Below are 15,714 nucleotides of genomic sequence, written 5' to 3' on the forward strand. Positions count from 1 at the left end.
AAAGCAAAAAGCCCGTCACGGTTCGCGTGACGGGCTTTTTTCATGGGTGCAGGCTGCGTCAGCCGACCACGCGCAGCGAGAAGTCGGCCGCCCGGATGTCCTTGGTCAGGCTGCCGATGGAAATGCGGTCCACGCCGGTCTCGGCGATGGCGCGCACGGTATCCATGTTGATGCCGCCCGAGGCTTCCAGAACGGCGCGCCCGGCGTTCAGCGCCACCGCTTCGCGCATCATCTCCAGCGAGAAGTTGTCCAGCAGCACCGACTCGGCGCCGGCGGCCAGCGCCTCGTTGAGCTCGGCGATGTTCTCGACCTCGACCTGGATGGTGACGCCGGCATTGAGCTTGTGCGCCGCGCCCACGGCCGCGGTGATGCCGCCGGCGGCGGCGATGTGGTTTTCCTTGATCAGGATGCCGTCGTACAGCGCCAGGCGCTGGTTGGCGCCGCCGCCCACGCGCACCGCGTACTTCTGCGCCAGGCGCAGGCCGGGCAGCGTCTTGCGGGTATCGAGGATGCTGGCGCGGGTGCCGGCCACCACGTCCACGTAGCGGCGGGTGGCCGTGGCCACGCCCGAGAGCAGCTGCAGGAAGTTCAGCGCGCCGCGTTCGGCAGTGAGCAAGGCGCGCGCCGGGCCTTCGATGGTGCAGACCTCGGTGTCGGGCTGCATCAGGTCGCCCTCGGCATAGCGCCAGCTGACCTGCAGGCGCGGGTCCAGCCGCACCATGACGGCCTCGAACCAGGGCGCGCCGCACAGCACGGCCTGCTCGCGCACGATCACGCGCGCGATGACGAACTCATTCTCGGGCACCAGCAGCCCGGTGTAGTCGCAATCGCCCACGTCCTCGGCGATGGCCTGGTTGACGTTGGCGTCGAAGGCCGCGTGCAGCGCCGGGTCGAACGGCGCGTAGGGGTTGTCCAGAGTGCTTACGGCGCTGATGCTGGCGCCTGTCTTGATCGCGTGGAGTGTCATGCTGGGCCGATTCCTGCAAACAGTTGCTGTTCGTCTTCAAGGCGGCCGGTGGGCAACGCCTTGGCTTTCTTCCTGGCTGCGAAATCCAGCATGCGGTCGATGCAGACCACGGCTTGTTTGCCGACCGCGGGGTCGACGTGAATCTCGTTGGCTCCGGTTTCCAATACGTGAAGCAGATTCTGCAAGCCGTTCATCGCCATCCACGGGCAATGCGCGCAGCTCTTGCAGGTGGCGCTGTTGCCGGCCGTGGGCGCGTCGATGAAGAGCTTGCCCGGCGCGGCCGTACGCATCTTGTGCAGGATGCCGTTGTCGGTGGCGACGATGAACGACGGCGCGCTGGAAGCCTGCACCGCCGCAATCAGCTGCGAGGTGGAACCGACCACGTCGGCCAGCGCCACCACCGCCTCCGGCGACTCCGGGTGCACCAGCACCAGGGCCTCGGGATGCTCGGCACGCATGAGCTCCAGCTCGACGCCCTTGAACTCGTCGTGCACCAGGCAGGACCCCTGCCACAACAGCATGTCGGCGCCGGTCTGCTTCTGGATGTAGCCGCCCAGGTGCTTGTCGGGCGCCCACAGGATCTTCTTGCCCTGGGCATGCAGGTGCTGCACGATCTCCAGGCCGATGCCCGAGGTCACCATCCAGTCGGCGCGCGCCTTCACGGCGGCGCTGGTGTTGGCGTAGACCACCACGGTGCGGTCCGGATGCTGGTCGCAGAAGGCCGCGAACTCGGCCGCGTCGCACCCCAGGTCGAGCGAACAGGTGGCGTCCAGGTCCGGCATCAGGATGCGCTTTTCCGGGCTCAGAATCTTGGCCGTCTCGCCCATGAAGCGCACGCCGGCCACCACCAGGGTCTGGGCCGCGTGGTCGCGTCCGAAACGCGCCATCTCCAGCGAGTCGGACACGCAGCCGCCGGTTTCCTCGGCCAGGTCCTGCAGGTCGGCGTCGACATAGTAATGCGACACCAGCACCGCTTGCTTTTCCTTCAACAGCTGCTTGATGCGCGCCTTCAGGCTGGCGCGCTCTTCAGGACTGGGCGTCGGCGGCACCTTGGCCCAGGCGTTGGCGGTGCAGCTGCCGCCGGTCTCCATTTGCGGCCGTTCGAATTCGACGACCTTCGTTGCTGTCGCTTGCATGGCGTTGGCTGTTGCTCCGCGATTATTCGATGCCCTGGCTGGCCAGGTAGTCTTCGTAGTTGCCCTGGAAGTCGATCACCTTGCCGTCCTTCACCTCGAGGATGCGGGTGGCCAGCGAGGAGACGAATTCACGGTCGTGCGACACGAAGACCAGCGTGCCGGCGTATTTTTCCAGCGCGATGTTGAGCGACTCGATCGACTCCATGTCCATGTGGTTGGTCGGCTCGTCCATCAGCAGCACGTTGTGGCGGCCCAGCATCAGCTTGCCGTACATCATGCGGCCCTTCTCGCCGCCGGACAGCACCTTGACCGACTTCTTCACGTCGTCGCCGGAGAACAGCAGGCGGCCCAGGATGCCGCGCACGGCCTGGTCGTCGTCGCCTTCTTGCGTCCACTGGCCCATCCAGTCGGTCAGGGTCTCGCCCTTGGCGAATTCCTCGGTCGGATCCTGCGGCATGTAGCCGGGGTTGGCGTTCTCGGCCCACTTCACCTGGCCGTGGTCGGGATGCACGTCGCCGGCCACTTCGCCGCCGATGGTGCGCAGCAGGGTCGTCTTGCCGGCGCCGTTGGCGCCGATGATGGCGATCTTCTCGCCGGCTTCGACCATGATGCTGAAGTTCTTGAAGATGTCGCGGTCGTAGGTCTTGGTGATGCCCACGGTCTCAACGGCCAGGCGGTGCAGCTTCTTCTCGCCTTCGAAACGCACGAAGGGGTTCACGCGGGAAGACGGCTTGACGTCCTCGACCTTGATCTTCTCGATCTGCTTGGCGCGGGAGGTGGCCTGGCGCGCCTTGGACTTGTTGGCCGAGAAGCGGCGCACGAAGTCCTGCAGTTCGGCGACCTTTTCCTTGGCCTTGGCGTTGACCGCCAGCTGCTGCGCGCGCGCCTGCGACGAGGCCAGCATGTATTCGTCGTAGTTGCCCGGATAGACCTTCAGCGTGCCGTAGTCCATGTCGGCCATGTGGGTGCAGACCTGGTTGAGGAAGTGGCGATCGTGGGAAATGATGATCATGGTGGAGTTGCGCTCGTTGAGCACGTTCTCCAGCCAGCGGATGGTGTCGATGTCCAGGTTGTTGGTCGGTTCGTCCAGCAGCAGGATGTCGGGGTTGGAGAACAGCGCCTGCGCCAGCAGCACGCGCAGCTTCCAGCCGGGCGCGACGTTGCTCATCGGGCCCTGGTGCTGTTCGATGGGCACACCCACGCCCAGCAGCAGCTCGCCGGCGCGCGCTTCGGCGGTATAGCCGTCGTACTCGGCGAACTTGGCTTCCAGGTCGGCGGCCTTCATGTAGTCGTCGTCGGTGGCATCCGGATTGGCGTAGATCGCATCGCGCTCGGACATCGCCGCCCACATCTCGACGTGGCCCATCATCACCACGTCCAGCACGCGCATCTCTTCATACGCGAACTGGTCCTGGCGCAGCTTGCCCAGGCGCTCGTTGGTGTCCAGGCTGACGTTGCCGGCCGAGGGTTCCAGGTCGCCGCCGAGGATCTTCATGAAGGTCGACTTGCCGCAGCCGTTGGCGCCGATCAGGCCATAACGGTTGCCGTCGCCGAATTTGACGGAGATATTTTCAAACAACGGCTTGGCGCCGAACTGCATGGTGATATTTGCGGTGGATAGCACTGCGAAAACCTTTTCTAAAATGAAACCTGCGTACGAAAATCGATGCGAAAGCCGCGGTACGCGAAACCATCGATTTTACCACTGAGAGCCGGGCGCGGCTTGACCTGCAGCCTCGCCGGCCGGAGTTTTATTGCCATTTGACAAGCAAAAATGCGGCCCGCCGCTTGCCTGAAATACAATGCCGGGGATTTTTAGCGCCGCGGCTGCGCTCCAAGCCGCTTTACCGCAACGACATCGAACCCATATGAATCAAGCAAAAACACTGGCCTGCGCGGCCCTGCTGGCGCTGGGACTGGCGCAGGCGGCGCACGCCGCCTACAACGTCTGGACCAACGAATACAGCGTGTCCAGGCAGGAGTTGGAGACGGCAATCGCGCCGCAGTTTCCGCGCAAGCTGCGCTACATGGATATTTTCGACGTCACCCTGAGCAATCCGCGCCTGGGCATGGACGCGGCCAACAATCGCCTGACCACCGTGGTCGACGCCCAGATCGCCAACCCGCTGCTGCTGGCCAAGCCGGTCAACGCGGCGCTGACCATGAGCAGCGGCTTCAGGTACGACGCCGCCTCGCGCTCGCTGCGGCTGGATGCGCCCAAGGTGGACAACGTCGACAGCCAGGACCTGCCGCCGCAATACGCGCGCCAGCTGACCGCGCTGGGCAACGCCACCGCCGACCAGCTGCTGCGCGACTATGCGGTCTATACCTTCAAGCCGGAGCAGCTGGAGATGAACGGCAAGCGCTTCGAACCCGGCAAGATCACCGTCGAAAAGGACGCGGTGAAGGTCGAGATCAAGGAGCAGTAAAAGAACGACAAGACAGCCGGGAACGCAGCGGCAAACGCGCCCGGGTTCAGCGCGCGCGCAGCGACGGATAGTCCGACAAGGCCAGCGTGAAGCCGGCCGCGCCCTGCGAATCCAGCACCGCGTGCGCGCCCACCGGCAGCGTCACCAGGTCGCGCACATGGCCGAACGGCAGGCCGGTGACGATGGGCGTGGCGATGCGCCCGCGCAGGAAGGCCAGCATCTCGCCGAAGTTGTAGCCGTTGTCGATCTCGGCCAGCCGGTAGCTGGCGAAGTCGCCCAGCACCACGGCTTTTTGCCGCGCCAGCACGCCGGCGTGCTCCAGCTGCAGCAGCATGCGTTCGACGCGGAAGGGATGTTCGTTCACGTCCTCCAGGAACAGGATGCCGCCCTCGACCTGCGGGAACCAGGGACTGCCCAGCAGGTGCGCCACCATCGCCAGGTTGCCGCCCCAGAGTTTGCCCGCGGCGCGCAGCACCGGGCTGTCGGCGTCGGTCAGGCGGTCGCCGCAGCGCGGGTCGGACGACTCCCGGCCGTCCTCCTCGCTGGGACGATGTTCGTGCACGGTCACGGCCGGCGACGCCAGCGTGCGCCAGAACGCCTGCAGCGCCTCCCAGTTGGGTTCGTCCGCGCCGAAGTCGCCGTTGAGCATCGGTCCGGCGAAGCTGGCCGCGCCGGCCTTGAGCAGCGCCAGGTGCAGCGCGGTGATGTCGCTGTAGCCGACGAACAGCTTGCCGCTGGACGCCAGTCGGCCGATGTCGAGCATCGGCAGGATGCGCGAGACGCCATAGGAGCCGCGCAGCGCCAGCACCACCTCCACCTCGGGGTCGGCCGCCGCCTGCATCAGCTGCGCGGCGCGCGCCTCGTCGCTGGCGCCGAAGCGCTGGTAGCGCTCTTCGTGGCGATAGAAATTCTTGACGCGGCAACCCAGCGCTTCCAGCAAGGCCACGCCGCGCTCGACCGCGGCCGGGTCCGGCGCGTAACCGCCGGGCGCCACCACCGCCACGCAGGTGCCCGCGGGCACCGATGCCCGCACGCTCTCCAGGCTTGCTACGCTTGCCGCTTGCTTCATGCTTGTCCGCCTTGTTGGTTGTCTTGTCGCGATGCGGTTTCCGCCAGTTCTGCCGCGCCCGCCTCGGCCGCCGCCAGCTGGCGCTGGCGCTTCACTTCCTCGCGCCGCATGGCGAAGAAATCCTTCAGCAGCCGGCTGCATTCTTCGGCCATGACGCCGCCTTCCAGTTCCGTATGATGGTTCAGCTGCTCCTGCTCGAACAGGTTCACCACCGAACCGCAGGCGCCGGTCTTGGGATCGGCCGCGCCGAACACCACCCGCGCCAGGCGCGCATGCATCATGGCGCCGGAGCACATCACGCAGGGTTCCAGCGTCACATACAGTTCGCAGCCCGGCAGGCGGTAGTTGCCCAGTTTCTCGGCCGCGCGGCGCAGCGCCATGATCTCGGCGTGCGCGGTCGGGTCATGCTTGCCGATGGGCTGGTTGAAGCCGGTGGCGATCACTTCGCCATCCTTCACCACCACCGCGCCGACCGGGATCTCGCCCAGCGCCCAGGCGTTGTTGGCCTGCTCCAGCGCCAGCCGCATGTAGCCAAGGTCGCGCTCGGAAGGCTGCGGCGCGGCTGCGGGCCCGATAGCGTGGTCCATGTGGGCTCAGTCGGCAGTGACTTCGGCCCAGCAATTGGGCGTTTCGTGCAGCACGATCTTTTGCAGGTGCAGGCCGGTGCCGTAGCGGTCCTTGTAGGCCGCCTTGAGGATGTTGAAGGCGGCGCGCGCCAGGTTTTCCACGGTCGGGATGCTGTCGATGATCACCGTCTTGTGGCCCGGCAGGCTGGCCAGGAAATCGCGCACGGGGGTGTCCTTTTCATAGACCAGGAAGGCGTGGTCCCAGACGTCGACCAGGTGCTCCTTGGCCAGCGACTTGATGTCGGAGAAGTCCATGATCATGCCGTTGTCGGAATTGCCCTCGATGTCGATGACGGCGCCGGTCAGCGTGATCTCCAGCGTATAGCGGTGGCCGTGCAGGTTGCGGCACTGGCTCTTGTGGTCGGGGATGCGGTGGCCGGCGTCGAACTCGAGTTTGCGGGTGATGGTCAGCATGAATCTTTTCTTCAATGAAAGCCCGCCCGCGCAACGCGCGCAGGCAGGCGAAAAACGGCGATAAGCGATTGTAATCAGGAATCCGGGAAACGCCCGGAAACGCTCAGGGAATATTGAGCAGCTTGTGGGTCTGGATGCTCAGCTTCCACTTCGGGTTGTTCTTGACCATCTCGATGGCCATCTTCGTGTTGGCGGCGGCGTCGGGGCCGTCCATCGGCTGCAGCAGGAAGTTCTGGAAGTCCAGCCGCTCGTACTCGTCCAGCGGCTGGCCCGGCTGGGGCACCACCACCTTGAGTTCGCTGCCCTTCTTCACCTTCAGCTCGGAGCCCATCTTGGGGCTGACGCAGATCCAGTCCACGCCCGGCGGCACCTCGATGGTGCCGTTGGTCTCGATGGCGATCTCGAAACCCGCCGCATGCATCGCGTCGATCAGCGGGCCGTCCAGCTGCAGCAGCGGTTCGCCGCCGGTGAAGACCACATACTTGCTGGGCGCGTAGGTCGCCGGCCACAGGCTGTCGATCTTCGCGGCCAGCTCCTGGGGCGACCTGAACTTGCCGCCGTTCTCGCCGTCGGTGCCGACGAAGTCGGTGTCGCAGAAGCGGCAGATGGCGCGGCTGCGGTCTTCCTCCCGGCCGGTCCAGAGATTGCAGCCGGAAAAGCGGCAGAACACTGCCGGACGCCCCGCATGGGCGCCCTCGCCCTGCAAGGTATAGAAGATTTCTTTGATGCTGTAGGTCACGATGTCGGTGCGGGGATGCCGCCAATATTGCGGGGTCATGCCGGGCAATGCGCTGCGGGCGGTTGCGGCGGCGCCTGCATGGCGCCCGGAATTGCCGCCCGGCTTTCGGATTGCTGCGTAAATGCCTGATATTTCGGAAGATTTTCCGAACGGCCAAGGCCGACATTATAGCCCGTCAACCCGCCGCACGCACCCGGCGGGCGCGCTTGTGGCCGCTTGGCAAGGTAGGCCCGAGGCAAATTCGCGACGCGCCGGGGCTTGCAATTCCCGGGGCCAGCCCATAAAATGAGTGCGTACTCATTCATTTTATTGAAAAGCATCGCATGGCCCGTCCCAGAAGCGAAGACAAGCGCAACGCCATCCTCGCCGCCGCCGTCAAGGTGATGGCCGAGCTCGGCGCGGGTGCGCCCACCTCGAAGATCGCCCGCGAAGCCGGCATCGCCGAAGGGACGCTGTTCACCTACTTCGCCACCAAGGACGAACTGCTGAACCAGCTTTACCTGGAAGTGAAGGCCACGCTGCACGAGGCCATGATGCAAGGTTTCCCGCACGGCGCGTCGCTGCGCGAACGGGTGCGCCATGTATGGCACGCCTATGTGCATTGGGGCGCGCTGGATGTGGCGCGGCGGCGCGTGATGCAGCAGCTCTCGGTATCGGCCGCGGTGTTGCCCGCCACCCGCGCCAAGGGTGCCGAAGCCTTCTGCGCGGTCAGCGAGATGATCGCCGAGAGCGTGTCGAACGGCATGCTGCGCGACCAGTCGCCGGATTTCGCCGGCGCCATCATGAGCTCGCTGGCCGACATGACCATCGATTTCATGCTGGCCCATCCGGACCGGGAAGAAACCTACTGCGAGGCGGGTTTCGTCGCCTTCTGGAACGCCATCGGCGGCAAGTGAAACAGGACCGGCGGCGCCGTCAGGCGAGTTGCCGGTTCAGGGGGAAGGTAGGAAGCGGATTTTTCCGTTTTCTTTTTAAATCAATAAATGAGTGATTACACACTCATATTGCATGAAATTGATGGACATCGTCGTTCAGGCAAACCCAAACCTCCAATGAAAGGAAACACCATGAGCACCCAAATCTGGTTCATCACCGGCAGCGCCAACGGCCTCGGCCGCGACATCACCGAAGCGGCGCTTGCAGCCGGCCACAAGGTCGTGGCCGCGGCGCGCACGCCCGCGCAACTGGACGATCTCCTGCGCGCCCATCCAGAACAGCTGCTGCCGGTGCAGCTCGACGTCACCGAGCGCCCCGCCGTCGCGCGTGCCGTGCGACAGGCGATCGCCGCGTTCGGCCGCATCGACGTGCTGGTCAACAACGCCGGCTACGGCCAGATGCTGCCCTTCGAGCAGATGGACGAAGCCGACTTCCGCGCCCAGATCGACACCAACTTCTACGGCGTGGTCGACGTCACCCGCGCCGTGCTGCCCTTCATGCGCGAGCGCCGCAGCGGCCACATCATCAACGTCTCGTCGGTGGGCGGACGCATCGGCGTGCCGGGCATGAGCGCCTACCAGTCCGCCAAATGGGCGGTCGGCGGCTTCACCGAGGTGCTGGCGATGGAAACCGCGCCGCTGGGCATCAAGGTCACCGCCATCGAGCCGGGCGGCATGCGCACCAACTGGGCCCAGCGCGCCCGCGGCAATGCGCCGGAAGTGATGGCCGACTACGAGGAATCGGTCGGCCACTGGATGAAGCAGCTGGTCCAGATCGCCGGCGCCGAGCACAGCGACCCGGCGCGCGTGGCGCAGGTGGTGCTCAAGCTGGCCGGCCACGCGGCCCCGCCCATGCACCTGATGCTGGGCGAAGACGCCCTGCACTACTTCAACATGGTCGAAGAGCAGCGCGTGGCCACGGCCGAGCGCTGGAAGCACGTCACCACCGCCACCGGCTATTCGGAACAGCCGGTGCCGGAACTGCCGGCACAATAAACGGCGGCCCGGTCCGTCATCGCCATGACCACGAAAAGACAACGAAAAGACAAGGAAACACGATGAAAGTATTGATCTTCGGCGCCAGCGGCATGGTCGGACTGGGCGTGCTGCGCGAGTGCCTGGTGGCCGCCGACGTCACCCAGGTGACCACCATCGGCCGCACCCCGGCCGACACCAGCCTGTTTCGCCGCGACCGCATGGACGCCGGCTTCAACTACGCGGTAAGCCACAAGCTGCGCCAGGTGACGCATGCCGACATGTTCGACTACGCCGCCATCGAACCGCTGCTGGCCGGCTACGACGCCTGCTTCTTCTGCCTGGGCGTGTCTTCGCTGGGCATGCGCGAGGACGACTACGCGCGCATCACCTACGACCTGACCCTGGCCGCGGCGCGCACGCTGCGCAGGCTCAATCCGGGGATGCGCTTCGTCTACGTCTCCGGCGCCAGCACCGACAGCAGCGAGCAAGGCAAGACCATGTGGGCGCGCGTCAAGGGCCGCACGGAAAATGCGCTGCTCGGGCTGGGTTTCGGCGGCGCCTTCATGTTCCGCCCGGGCGCGATGATCGCCATGCACGGCGTGCGCTCCAAGACCCTGGCCTACCGCATCCTCTATCCGGTGCTGGGGCCGCTGCTGCCGCTGGCGCGCCTGATCTGGCCGGACCAGGTACTGACCACCGAACTGATCGGCCGGGCCATGCTGGAAGCCGCGCGCCGGGGCGCAGCCAAGGGCGTGCTCGAGAGCCCGGACATCCGCCGCCTGGCCGCGGGCGGCGCCTGAGGCTCGTTCGCAGCTCAGCGCCGCGACTCCGGTCGCCCTCCTGCGCTTGCAACGTTACAACGCGTCAGCGCGTCAGCGCGCCACCTCGAAACTGAGCGTGGCGACATGGCGCACGTCGGTATATTCCTTGCCCTCGATGGTGACCGAACCGTTCACCTTGGCCGTCACCTCCAGCACGTACAGGCCGGGGAACGGCGTGCCCAGCGTCACGGTGCCGTCCTTGGCGGGCGCCAGCACGCGGCGCCAGCCCTCGGAGGTCTCGACGTTGACCTGGGAGGCGGCCACGGCATTGCCCTTCCACATCAGGCGGAAGGTATTGCCGCCGGCCTCGGTGGGCACCAGCTCCAGGTCGTTGACGGCCGTGGTCTCGCTGCGGCCATAGCGCGCCTGGTAGAACACCACGGTGTTCTTGCCGGTGACCTCGCGCGCCGAAAAGCGCAGGTCGCCGGCCGCCGGCGCGCGGTCGATCTGCAAATGGTCGCCGGCGGTGGTCAGCGGCAGGCTGGACGAGGCATCCGCGGGAAACGCCTTGGGCATCTCGATTTGCGGCATGGCCGCATCGCGCTTGGCCAGCTCGCCCGAGTAGACGCGGAAACGGTTGCCGGCGGCTTCGCCGGCGCCATCCTTCTCCAGCCACAGGTAATTGGCGTAGGCCGGATTGGCCAGCGCCAGCGAGGCCGTCAGCGCCACGGCCGACATCAGCTGCTTGCGCCCGCTGCTGAAACAATGGGACACGGTGGCGGGCAAGGCCGTGGTTTTCTTGTTGCTGATCGTCATGATGTTTGCGTTGCGTTCAATGGGCGCCATGGCCTTGCCGACGGGCACGCGATGGCCGGAATCATTTGCCAGGCGGGAGTGCCTTCAAATAATAATAATTCTCATTTGAGATGATACCCGTTTGCACCGGAAAGCTCCATTGATATTCACTTCAAAACGTAACTTTCTCTCCCACCACATCCAGCCGCCTCAACTGGGAATGAAGATTTCTTCCTCAGGCTGAAGCGCAAATCCGCCGCGCTTGATGCGCTGCAGCTCCTCCGCCGGTGGCATGCCGAACATGCGCTTGAACTCGCGGTTGAACTGCGGCGCACTCTCATAACCGACCTGGCCGCTGGCGGACACGGCGCTCAAGCCATAGCGCTGCATCAGCATGCGCGCCCGGTGCAGCCGGATCGCCTTGAGATATTGCAGCGGCGAGCTGCCGGTGGCGGTGCGGAAATGCACGTGAAAAACCGGCACGCTCATATCGGCCTCCTTGGCCATGCGCGCCACCGTCAATGGCTGCATGTGCCGCGCCACCATCAGGCGCAGCGCCCTTGCCACATCCCCGAAACGCCCCTTGCCGATCAGCGAGGCGCGCAACAACGATCCCTGCGCGCCGCTCAAGGCGCGAAAGAAGATCTCGCGCAGCAAGGAGCGCCCCAGCACGCGCGACTCGGTGGCGTCGCCGGCCACCTCGAGCAGCCGTTGCAGCGACGTCCGCATGTGCTCGTCCATCGTCGCCGCAATGCGCGCTTGCGGCGCGGGCAGCTCGGCGCCGCGCGGATCGGTCTCGCGCAGCAGCTCCGTCATGAGCACGGGATCGAGTCGCAGATGCGCGGCCAGCAAGGGCTCGTCCTCGGTCGCCTCGATTTCGCAGACGAACGGCAGCGTCAGCGTCAGCATGCGGTAGTGTTGCGCGTCGGACTCGGACGCCTCGTCGGCCAGGTAGTCCCGCTTGCGGCCCTGGGCCACCAGCAAGATTCCCGGACCGTGCAACACCGGCATGCGCGGCTGCGGCCGGCCGGCGCGCAAGACGCGCAGTTCGGCCAGCGATGTCATGTTGTAGCCCTCATCGGGGGCAAGCGCCGCCAGCAGGTCCGCCGTACGTGACGAGGCGGGGTCTTCGGATGCGTGTGCGCGCTTGATCATGTTCTTCTCCTTCTCAACTTTCCTGTCGCCGCAACCGCTGCGAAGCGGATCGTGACGACAACTGCCCGGTCGCGAACATCGCCCAAAGCGGCCGGCCGCGCCGGTAAAAAAATCTGCCCATCCTCACTCAAACGGCCGGGCCAGCCCTGCCTCAAAACTCCATCCGCACATTCAGGCTGAGCGTGCGCGGCGCCCCGGCGAACATGTAATTGCTGCCGTTGTAGACCCAGTAGCGGTTGTCGGTGAGGTTCTGGATCTGCGCATTCAAGGTGACGTCCCGGCCTGCCAGGTAGGTACGGAACTGCGCGCCGCCGTCGAAGACGGTGTAAGACGGCAGATCCAGATCGGAAGTGGTATTGAGCCTGGAGCGGCCCACGTGACGCCCGCCGGCATTGAGGCTCAGCCCGGGAAACTGCGGTACGCGGTAGCGCACCGACGCAGTGGCCTGGAAGCGCGGCGCGCCGGCGACCGCCCTGCCCGCCATGTCGGCGGAAGTCTGCAGGTACCGGGCGTCCAGGCGCATCACCCCGCCCGCCACCGACAATGCCGGTGTCAGGTCGTAGCGTCCCCACAGATCCAGGCCCTGGTAGCGGGTCTCGCCGTCCTGCACGAAGTCATTGGCGGCATTGACGTATTCGGCCGCGCGCCGGATGCGAAACAAGGCGGCCGTGGCGGCCCAGCGTTCGCGCCCGGCTTTCAGGCCCAGCTCCACCTGCCGGCTGCGGACCGGCCCCATTACCTCGCCGTAGTTGGCCGTACGCCCACCGCTGCCATTGTTGCCGGCGACACCGCCGCGTTCCAGCGCCTCCACATAGCTGCCGTAGAGCGTGGCGCCCTCGGCCGGCTTGAACATCAAGGCCAAAGTCGGCGTCAGCGGGCTCTGGCGATAGGTGCCGCCGGCCGTGCCGTCGTCGTTGTAGTCACGCTGATCGAAGCGCGTATAGCGCGCGCCCGCGATCAGCGACCACCTTTCGTCCAGCGCCAGCGTATCGCTCGCGAACAAGGCATCCTGGACGATGTCGGTGGAACGATACTGCCGGTGGCCATCGTTGCTGATGCCGCCGGTGCCGAGGCTGTTGTCGCGATAGAGGCTGCCGGCGCCCACCGTGGCAATGGTGGCGTCGCGGTCGTCCAGCATCTGGTAGACCTGGCGGCTGGCGCCCAGCGCCAGCTGGTGCGTGACGGCGCCGGTCCGCACCTGACCTTCCAGCATGGCCTGCAGCTGCTGGAACTGGAAACCGTAAATGCCCGCGCTTTGCGATACCGTTGTGTCGCCGGCGGCATTGCCGATCCTCACCGTGCTGTAGACGTAATCCACGTCCTCGCGCGCGTAGCGATAGTCGAGGCGGGCCTTCCAACCCTCCTCGAGCCGCCACTGCAGCCCGGTGCTGACCATGATGTTTTCGTTGTTGAAGTAACTGCCTGCGGGTTGCTGGCGCGTACCCGGCTCGATGGTGGCGGGAATGGGCAATCCCTTGCCCAGCGCAAAGCCCCAGAAGGCGTTGCCCAGCGATTTGCGCCTGGCATACAGCGTATCGAAGCTCAGGGTCAGGCGGCTGGTCAGCTTCAGCTCAAGGGCCAGCGAAGCGGCGTCGCGCACCAGCTCGCCGCCGGTGAAGTAGGTCCCGCCCTGCTCATGCACAAGATTGACGCGGTATCCGAAACGCTTGTCGTCGCCGGCCCGCCCGCCGGCGTCGATATGCTGCGCCAGCAGCGAACCCGTCTTGTAGCCGACGTCCACTGCGAAAACGTTATCATCGACAGGCCGCTTAAGGACGTAGTTCATGATGGCGCCAGGTGCGCCGAAGCCATACATGAAACCGCTCGCCCCCTTGAGCAGTTCGACGCGCTCGAACATTTCCAGCGGCAACATATCGTTACCCCACCCGGGCATGGCCAAGCCATCCATCTTGAGGCCGTCGGTCTCGTCTATGCCCAGCCCGCGCACCAGAATCGACGAGCCGCGGGCGTACTCGCCGCTGGCCGCGGTCACCGAGGGATCCAGGCGAAACGCCTGTTCGACGGTGGTGACCTGGCGCTCCTGGATTTCTTCCCGCTCCACCACGCTGACCGAAAACGGCGTATCCAGCACGGCGCGCGCGCCCAGCGCTCCGCCGGCAATCGCGCGCCTCATGCCCTCGCGACCGGGATCGGCGCCGGCAACCACCGACACCACCGGCAAGCTCGCCATGTCATCATCGCGCCGGCGCAGCACCACGCTGTCGTCGGCGCGGCGCTCGGCTTGCAATCCGCTGCCCGCGAGCAACAGCTCCAGCGCGCGCTCCTTGTCGTAGCTGCCGCGCAAGCCGGCGCTGCGCTTGCCCTGCGCCAATACCGGATCGATCACCAGCAGCGTGTGCGAATGCAGGGCATACAGGTTCAGGGCCTGGTCCAGCGGACCGGCGGGAATGTCGTAGGCCAGCATCCGGCCGGAGGAATCAGGCGAGGCAGCCGCGCGTGCGGACGAAAGCGGGAAGGCACACCACAGCGCGATGACGCCGGCCGCCAGGAAGTGCGCGGCGCACGCAGGCGCAGGCGAAGCCCCGGACGGCCGCCGCCCGGGGGCGGATGCGGATCTGGGGCGAATGAAGTGCATGGTGTTTTATCCTCGTGGTCGATGCAGGAGACGCAGCTCCCATCTCCTTTAACGAACGAGAATAAAAAAGTGCTATGGTTTGGCCGATTTTTTTTCCGGCGCCCGCGTCAGGCTGATCCAGTAGCGGGTACGACGTTCGGCGCGAACGGGGAAAGCGCGCTCCAGCGCCGCCAGCACGCGATCGCTGTCGCCCAGCGGGAAGACGCCGGTGACGCGGATGTCGGCGATATCGTCATCCACGCGGACCACGCCGTGCCGGTAACGCGCCAGCTCCTGCGCCACTTCCGCCAGCGGACGATCGCGCACCACCAGCATGCCATCGATCCAGGCTTGCGCATTGGGATCCAGTTGCGCCACATCGCTCACCCGGTCCAGGTCGAAGTCCGCCTGCTGTCCGGCGGTCAGCGTGAAGCCCTCCCCTGAAACGCCGTGCGGACGAACCCGCACCGCGCCCTGCAACACCTCCACCCGGCTCAGGCCTTGGCTGTCGAGCAGGCCCTCTTCTTTCGTCCGGCGCACGACAAAGCGGGTCCCCAGCGCCTGCACCCGGCCCTGGCTCGTGTCCACCACCACCGGCTGGTCACGCCAGGCGTCGGCATGGGCGGTTTCCAGCATGATGGCGCCGCGCAGCAACACCACCCGGCGCATGCCTTCTTCAAAACGGATATCCACCGCGCTGTCGGTGTCCATGACCATGCGGCTGCCGTCAGGCAGCATCGCCTCGCGCTGCTCGCCGACGCCGGTACGCAGACCCGCGCTCAGCGCCGCCAACTCCTTCCTGCCGCCGAAGCACAACACGGCCAAGGTCGTCGCGCCCGTGATCGCCAGCACACGGCGGCGCGACAGGCGCGCCTTTGCGGGCACGGCGGCGCTGCGCAATGCCTGTCCTGCAGCAGGCTCCGGCACATTGCGCAGCGCCGACTGAAAGGCGAGCACCGAGGTCCAATGCAGGGAATGAGACGGATCGGCGGCCAGCCAGCGGTCGAAATCGGATTGCTCCTGCGCCGACACTTCGCCCGAAGACAGCACCACGAACCAGTGCAAGGCCTGATCCATGGCATCTCCGGCCGGCGCTGCGTGCGGGTCGCTCTCGGGAATATCCGCCGGCATGCTG

General features: G+C 66.0%; 15 protein-coding genes. 4 read left to right on the plus strand and 11 right to left on the minus strand.

Features of this window, described 5'->3' with window-relative positions; translation table 11 throughout:
• Positions 1 to 58: 58 nt before the first annotated feature.
• Genes nadC through CEJ42_RS01400 form a run of 3 tightly spaced genes read right to left on the minus strand, consistent with a single transcriptional unit; the run spans position 59 to position 3,727 of the window.
• Positions 59 to 967: a carboxylating nicotinate-nucleotide diphosphorylase gene (nadC, locus tag CEJ42_RS01390; protein ID WP_079215081.1), complete on the minus strand. Its 909-nt coding sequence runs from the start codon at positions 965 to 967 to the stop codon at positions 59 to 61.
• Entirely contained in the window at positions 964 to 2,103 is a 1,140-nt protein-coding gene (nadA, locus tag CEJ42_RS01395; protein ID WP_079215082.1) for a quinolinate synthase NadA, read from the minus strand. Before nadA ends, nadC begins: the two co-directional genes overlap by 4 nt.
• Positions 2,104 to 2,125: 22 nt before the next feature.
• On the minus strand, positions 2,126 to 3,727 hold the full coding sequence (locus CEJ42_RS01400) for an ABC-F family ATPase (protein WP_088749832.1): 1,602 nt from the start codon (positions 3,725 to 3,727) through the stop codon (positions 2,126 to 2,128).
• Between the two features lie 244 nt (positions 3,728 to 3,971).
• Here CEJ42_RS01400 and CEJ42_RS01405 point away from each other — a divergent pair, with 244 nt between their 5' ends.
• Positions 3,972 to 4,532 carry a YceB family lipoprotein gene (locus CEJ42_RS01405; protein ID WP_079215084.1) on the plus strand — a complete coding sequence of 187 codons (561 nt, stop codon included), beginning with the start codon at positions 3,972 to 3,974 and terminating at the stop codon, positions 4,530 to 4,532.
• 46 nt (positions 4,533 to 4,578) lie between these two features.
• On the opposite strand, the gene ldcA is transcribed toward CEJ42_RS01405, so the two are convergent.
• The 4 genes from ldcA to queE all read right to left on the minus strand — a co-directional run bounded on the left by ldcA (position 4,579) and on the right by queE (position 7,380).
• Positions 4,579 to 5,601, minus strand: coding sequence for a muramoyltetrapeptide carboxypeptidase (ldcA, locus tag CEJ42_RS01410; protein ID WP_088749833.1), 1,023 nt, complete (start codon positions 5,599 to 5,601; stop codon positions 4,579 to 4,581).
• Positions 5,598 to 6,188, minus strand: coding sequence for a tRNA adenosine(34) deaminase TadA (gene tadA, locus CEJ42_RS01415; protein WP_079215086.1), 591 nt, complete (start codon positions 6,186 to 6,188; stop codon positions 5,598 to 5,600). The genes ldcA and tadA overlap by 4 nt, the downstream gene beginning before the upstream one ends.
• A 6-nt stretch (positions 6,189 to 6,194) precedes the next feature.
• Positions 6,195 to 6,641 carry a 6-carboxytetrahydropterin synthase QueD gene (gene queD, locus CEJ42_RS01420; RefSeq protein ID WP_079215087.1) on the minus strand — a complete coding sequence of 149 codons (447 nt, stop codon included), beginning with the start codon at positions 6,639 to 6,641 and terminating at the stop codon, positions 6,195 to 6,197.
• A 103-nt stretch (positions 6,642 to 6,744) separates the two neighbouring features.
• Positions 6,745 to 7,380 carry a 7-carboxy-7-deazaguanine synthase gene (gene queE, locus CEJ42_RS01425; protein ID WP_088750195.1) on the minus strand — a complete coding sequence of 212 codons (636 nt, stop codon included), beginning with the start codon at positions 7,378 to 7,380 and terminating at the stop codon, positions 6,745 to 6,747.
• Positions 7,381 to 7,703: 323 nt separating this feature from the next.
• Between queE and CEJ42_RS01430 the strand changes: the two genes are divergently transcribed.
• The 3 genes from CEJ42_RS01430 (at position 7,704) to CEJ42_RS01440 (ending at position 10,093) form a co-directional block, all read left to right on the plus strand.
• Positions 7,704 to 8,276: a TetR/AcrR family transcriptional regulator gene (locus tag CEJ42_RS01430; protein WP_079215088.1), complete on the plus strand. Its 573-nt coding sequence runs from the start codon at positions 7,704 to 7,706 to the stop codon at positions 8,274 to 8,276.
• Positions 8,277 to 8,447: 171 nt separating this feature from the next.
• The gene (locus tag CEJ42_RS01435) at positions 8,448 to 9,311 is read left to right on the plus strand and encodes an oxidoreductase (RefSeq protein WP_088749834.1); all 864 of its coding nucleotides are present in this window, start codon (positions 8,448 to 8,450) and stop codon (positions 9,309 to 9,311) included.
• A gap of 62 nt (positions 9,312 to 9,373) precedes the next feature.
• Positions 9,374 to 10,093 carry an NAD-dependent epimerase/dehydratase family protein gene (locus CEJ42_RS01440; RefSeq protein ID WP_088749835.1) on the plus strand — a complete coding sequence of 240 codons (720 nt, stop codon included), beginning with the start codon at positions 9,374 to 9,376 and terminating at the stop codon, positions 10,091 to 10,093.
• A gap of 72 nt (positions 10,094 to 10,165) precedes the next feature.
• Here the strand turns inward: CEJ42_RS01440 and CEJ42_RS01445 are convergent, their stop codons facing one another.
• The 4 genes from CEJ42_RS01445 to CEJ42_RS01460 form a co-directional block, all read right to left on the minus strand.
• A complete protein-coding gene (locus tag CEJ42_RS01445; protein WP_243397753.1) occupies positions 10,166 to 10,870 on the minus strand; it encodes a hypothetical protein in 705 nt (234 codons plus the stop codon).
• A gap of 189 nt (positions 10,871 to 11,059) precedes the next feature.
• Complete coding sequence (locus CEJ42_RS01450) at positions 11,060 to 12,004, minus strand: AraC family transcriptional regulator (RefSeq protein WP_088749836.1); 945 nt, start codon at positions 12,002 to 12,004, stop codon at positions 11,060 to 11,062.
• A gap of 151 nt (positions 12,005 to 12,155) precedes the next feature.
• The gene (locus CEJ42_RS01455) at positions 12,156 to 14,429 is read right to left on the minus strand and encodes a TonB-dependent siderophore receptor (RefSeq protein ID WP_165774370.1); all 2,274 of its coding nucleotides are present in this window, start codon (positions 14,427 to 14,429) and stop codon (positions 12,156 to 12,158) included.
• A gap of 243 nt (positions 14,430 to 14,672) precedes the next feature.
• The gene (locus tag CEJ42_RS01460; RefSeq protein WP_165774371.1) at positions 14,673 to 15,656 is read right to left on the minus strand and encodes a FecR domain-containing protein; all 984 of its coding nucleotides are present in this window, start codon (positions 15,654 to 15,656) and stop codon (positions 14,673 to 14,675) included.
• Positions 15,657 to 15,714 lie beyond the last annotated feature (58 nt).

It is taken from the genome of Herbaspirillum robiniae (assembly GCF_002213415.1).
Lineage (GTDB): Bacteria > Pseudomonadota > Gammaproteobacteria > Burkholderiales > Burkholderiaceae_D > Herbaspirillum > Herbaspirillum robiniae.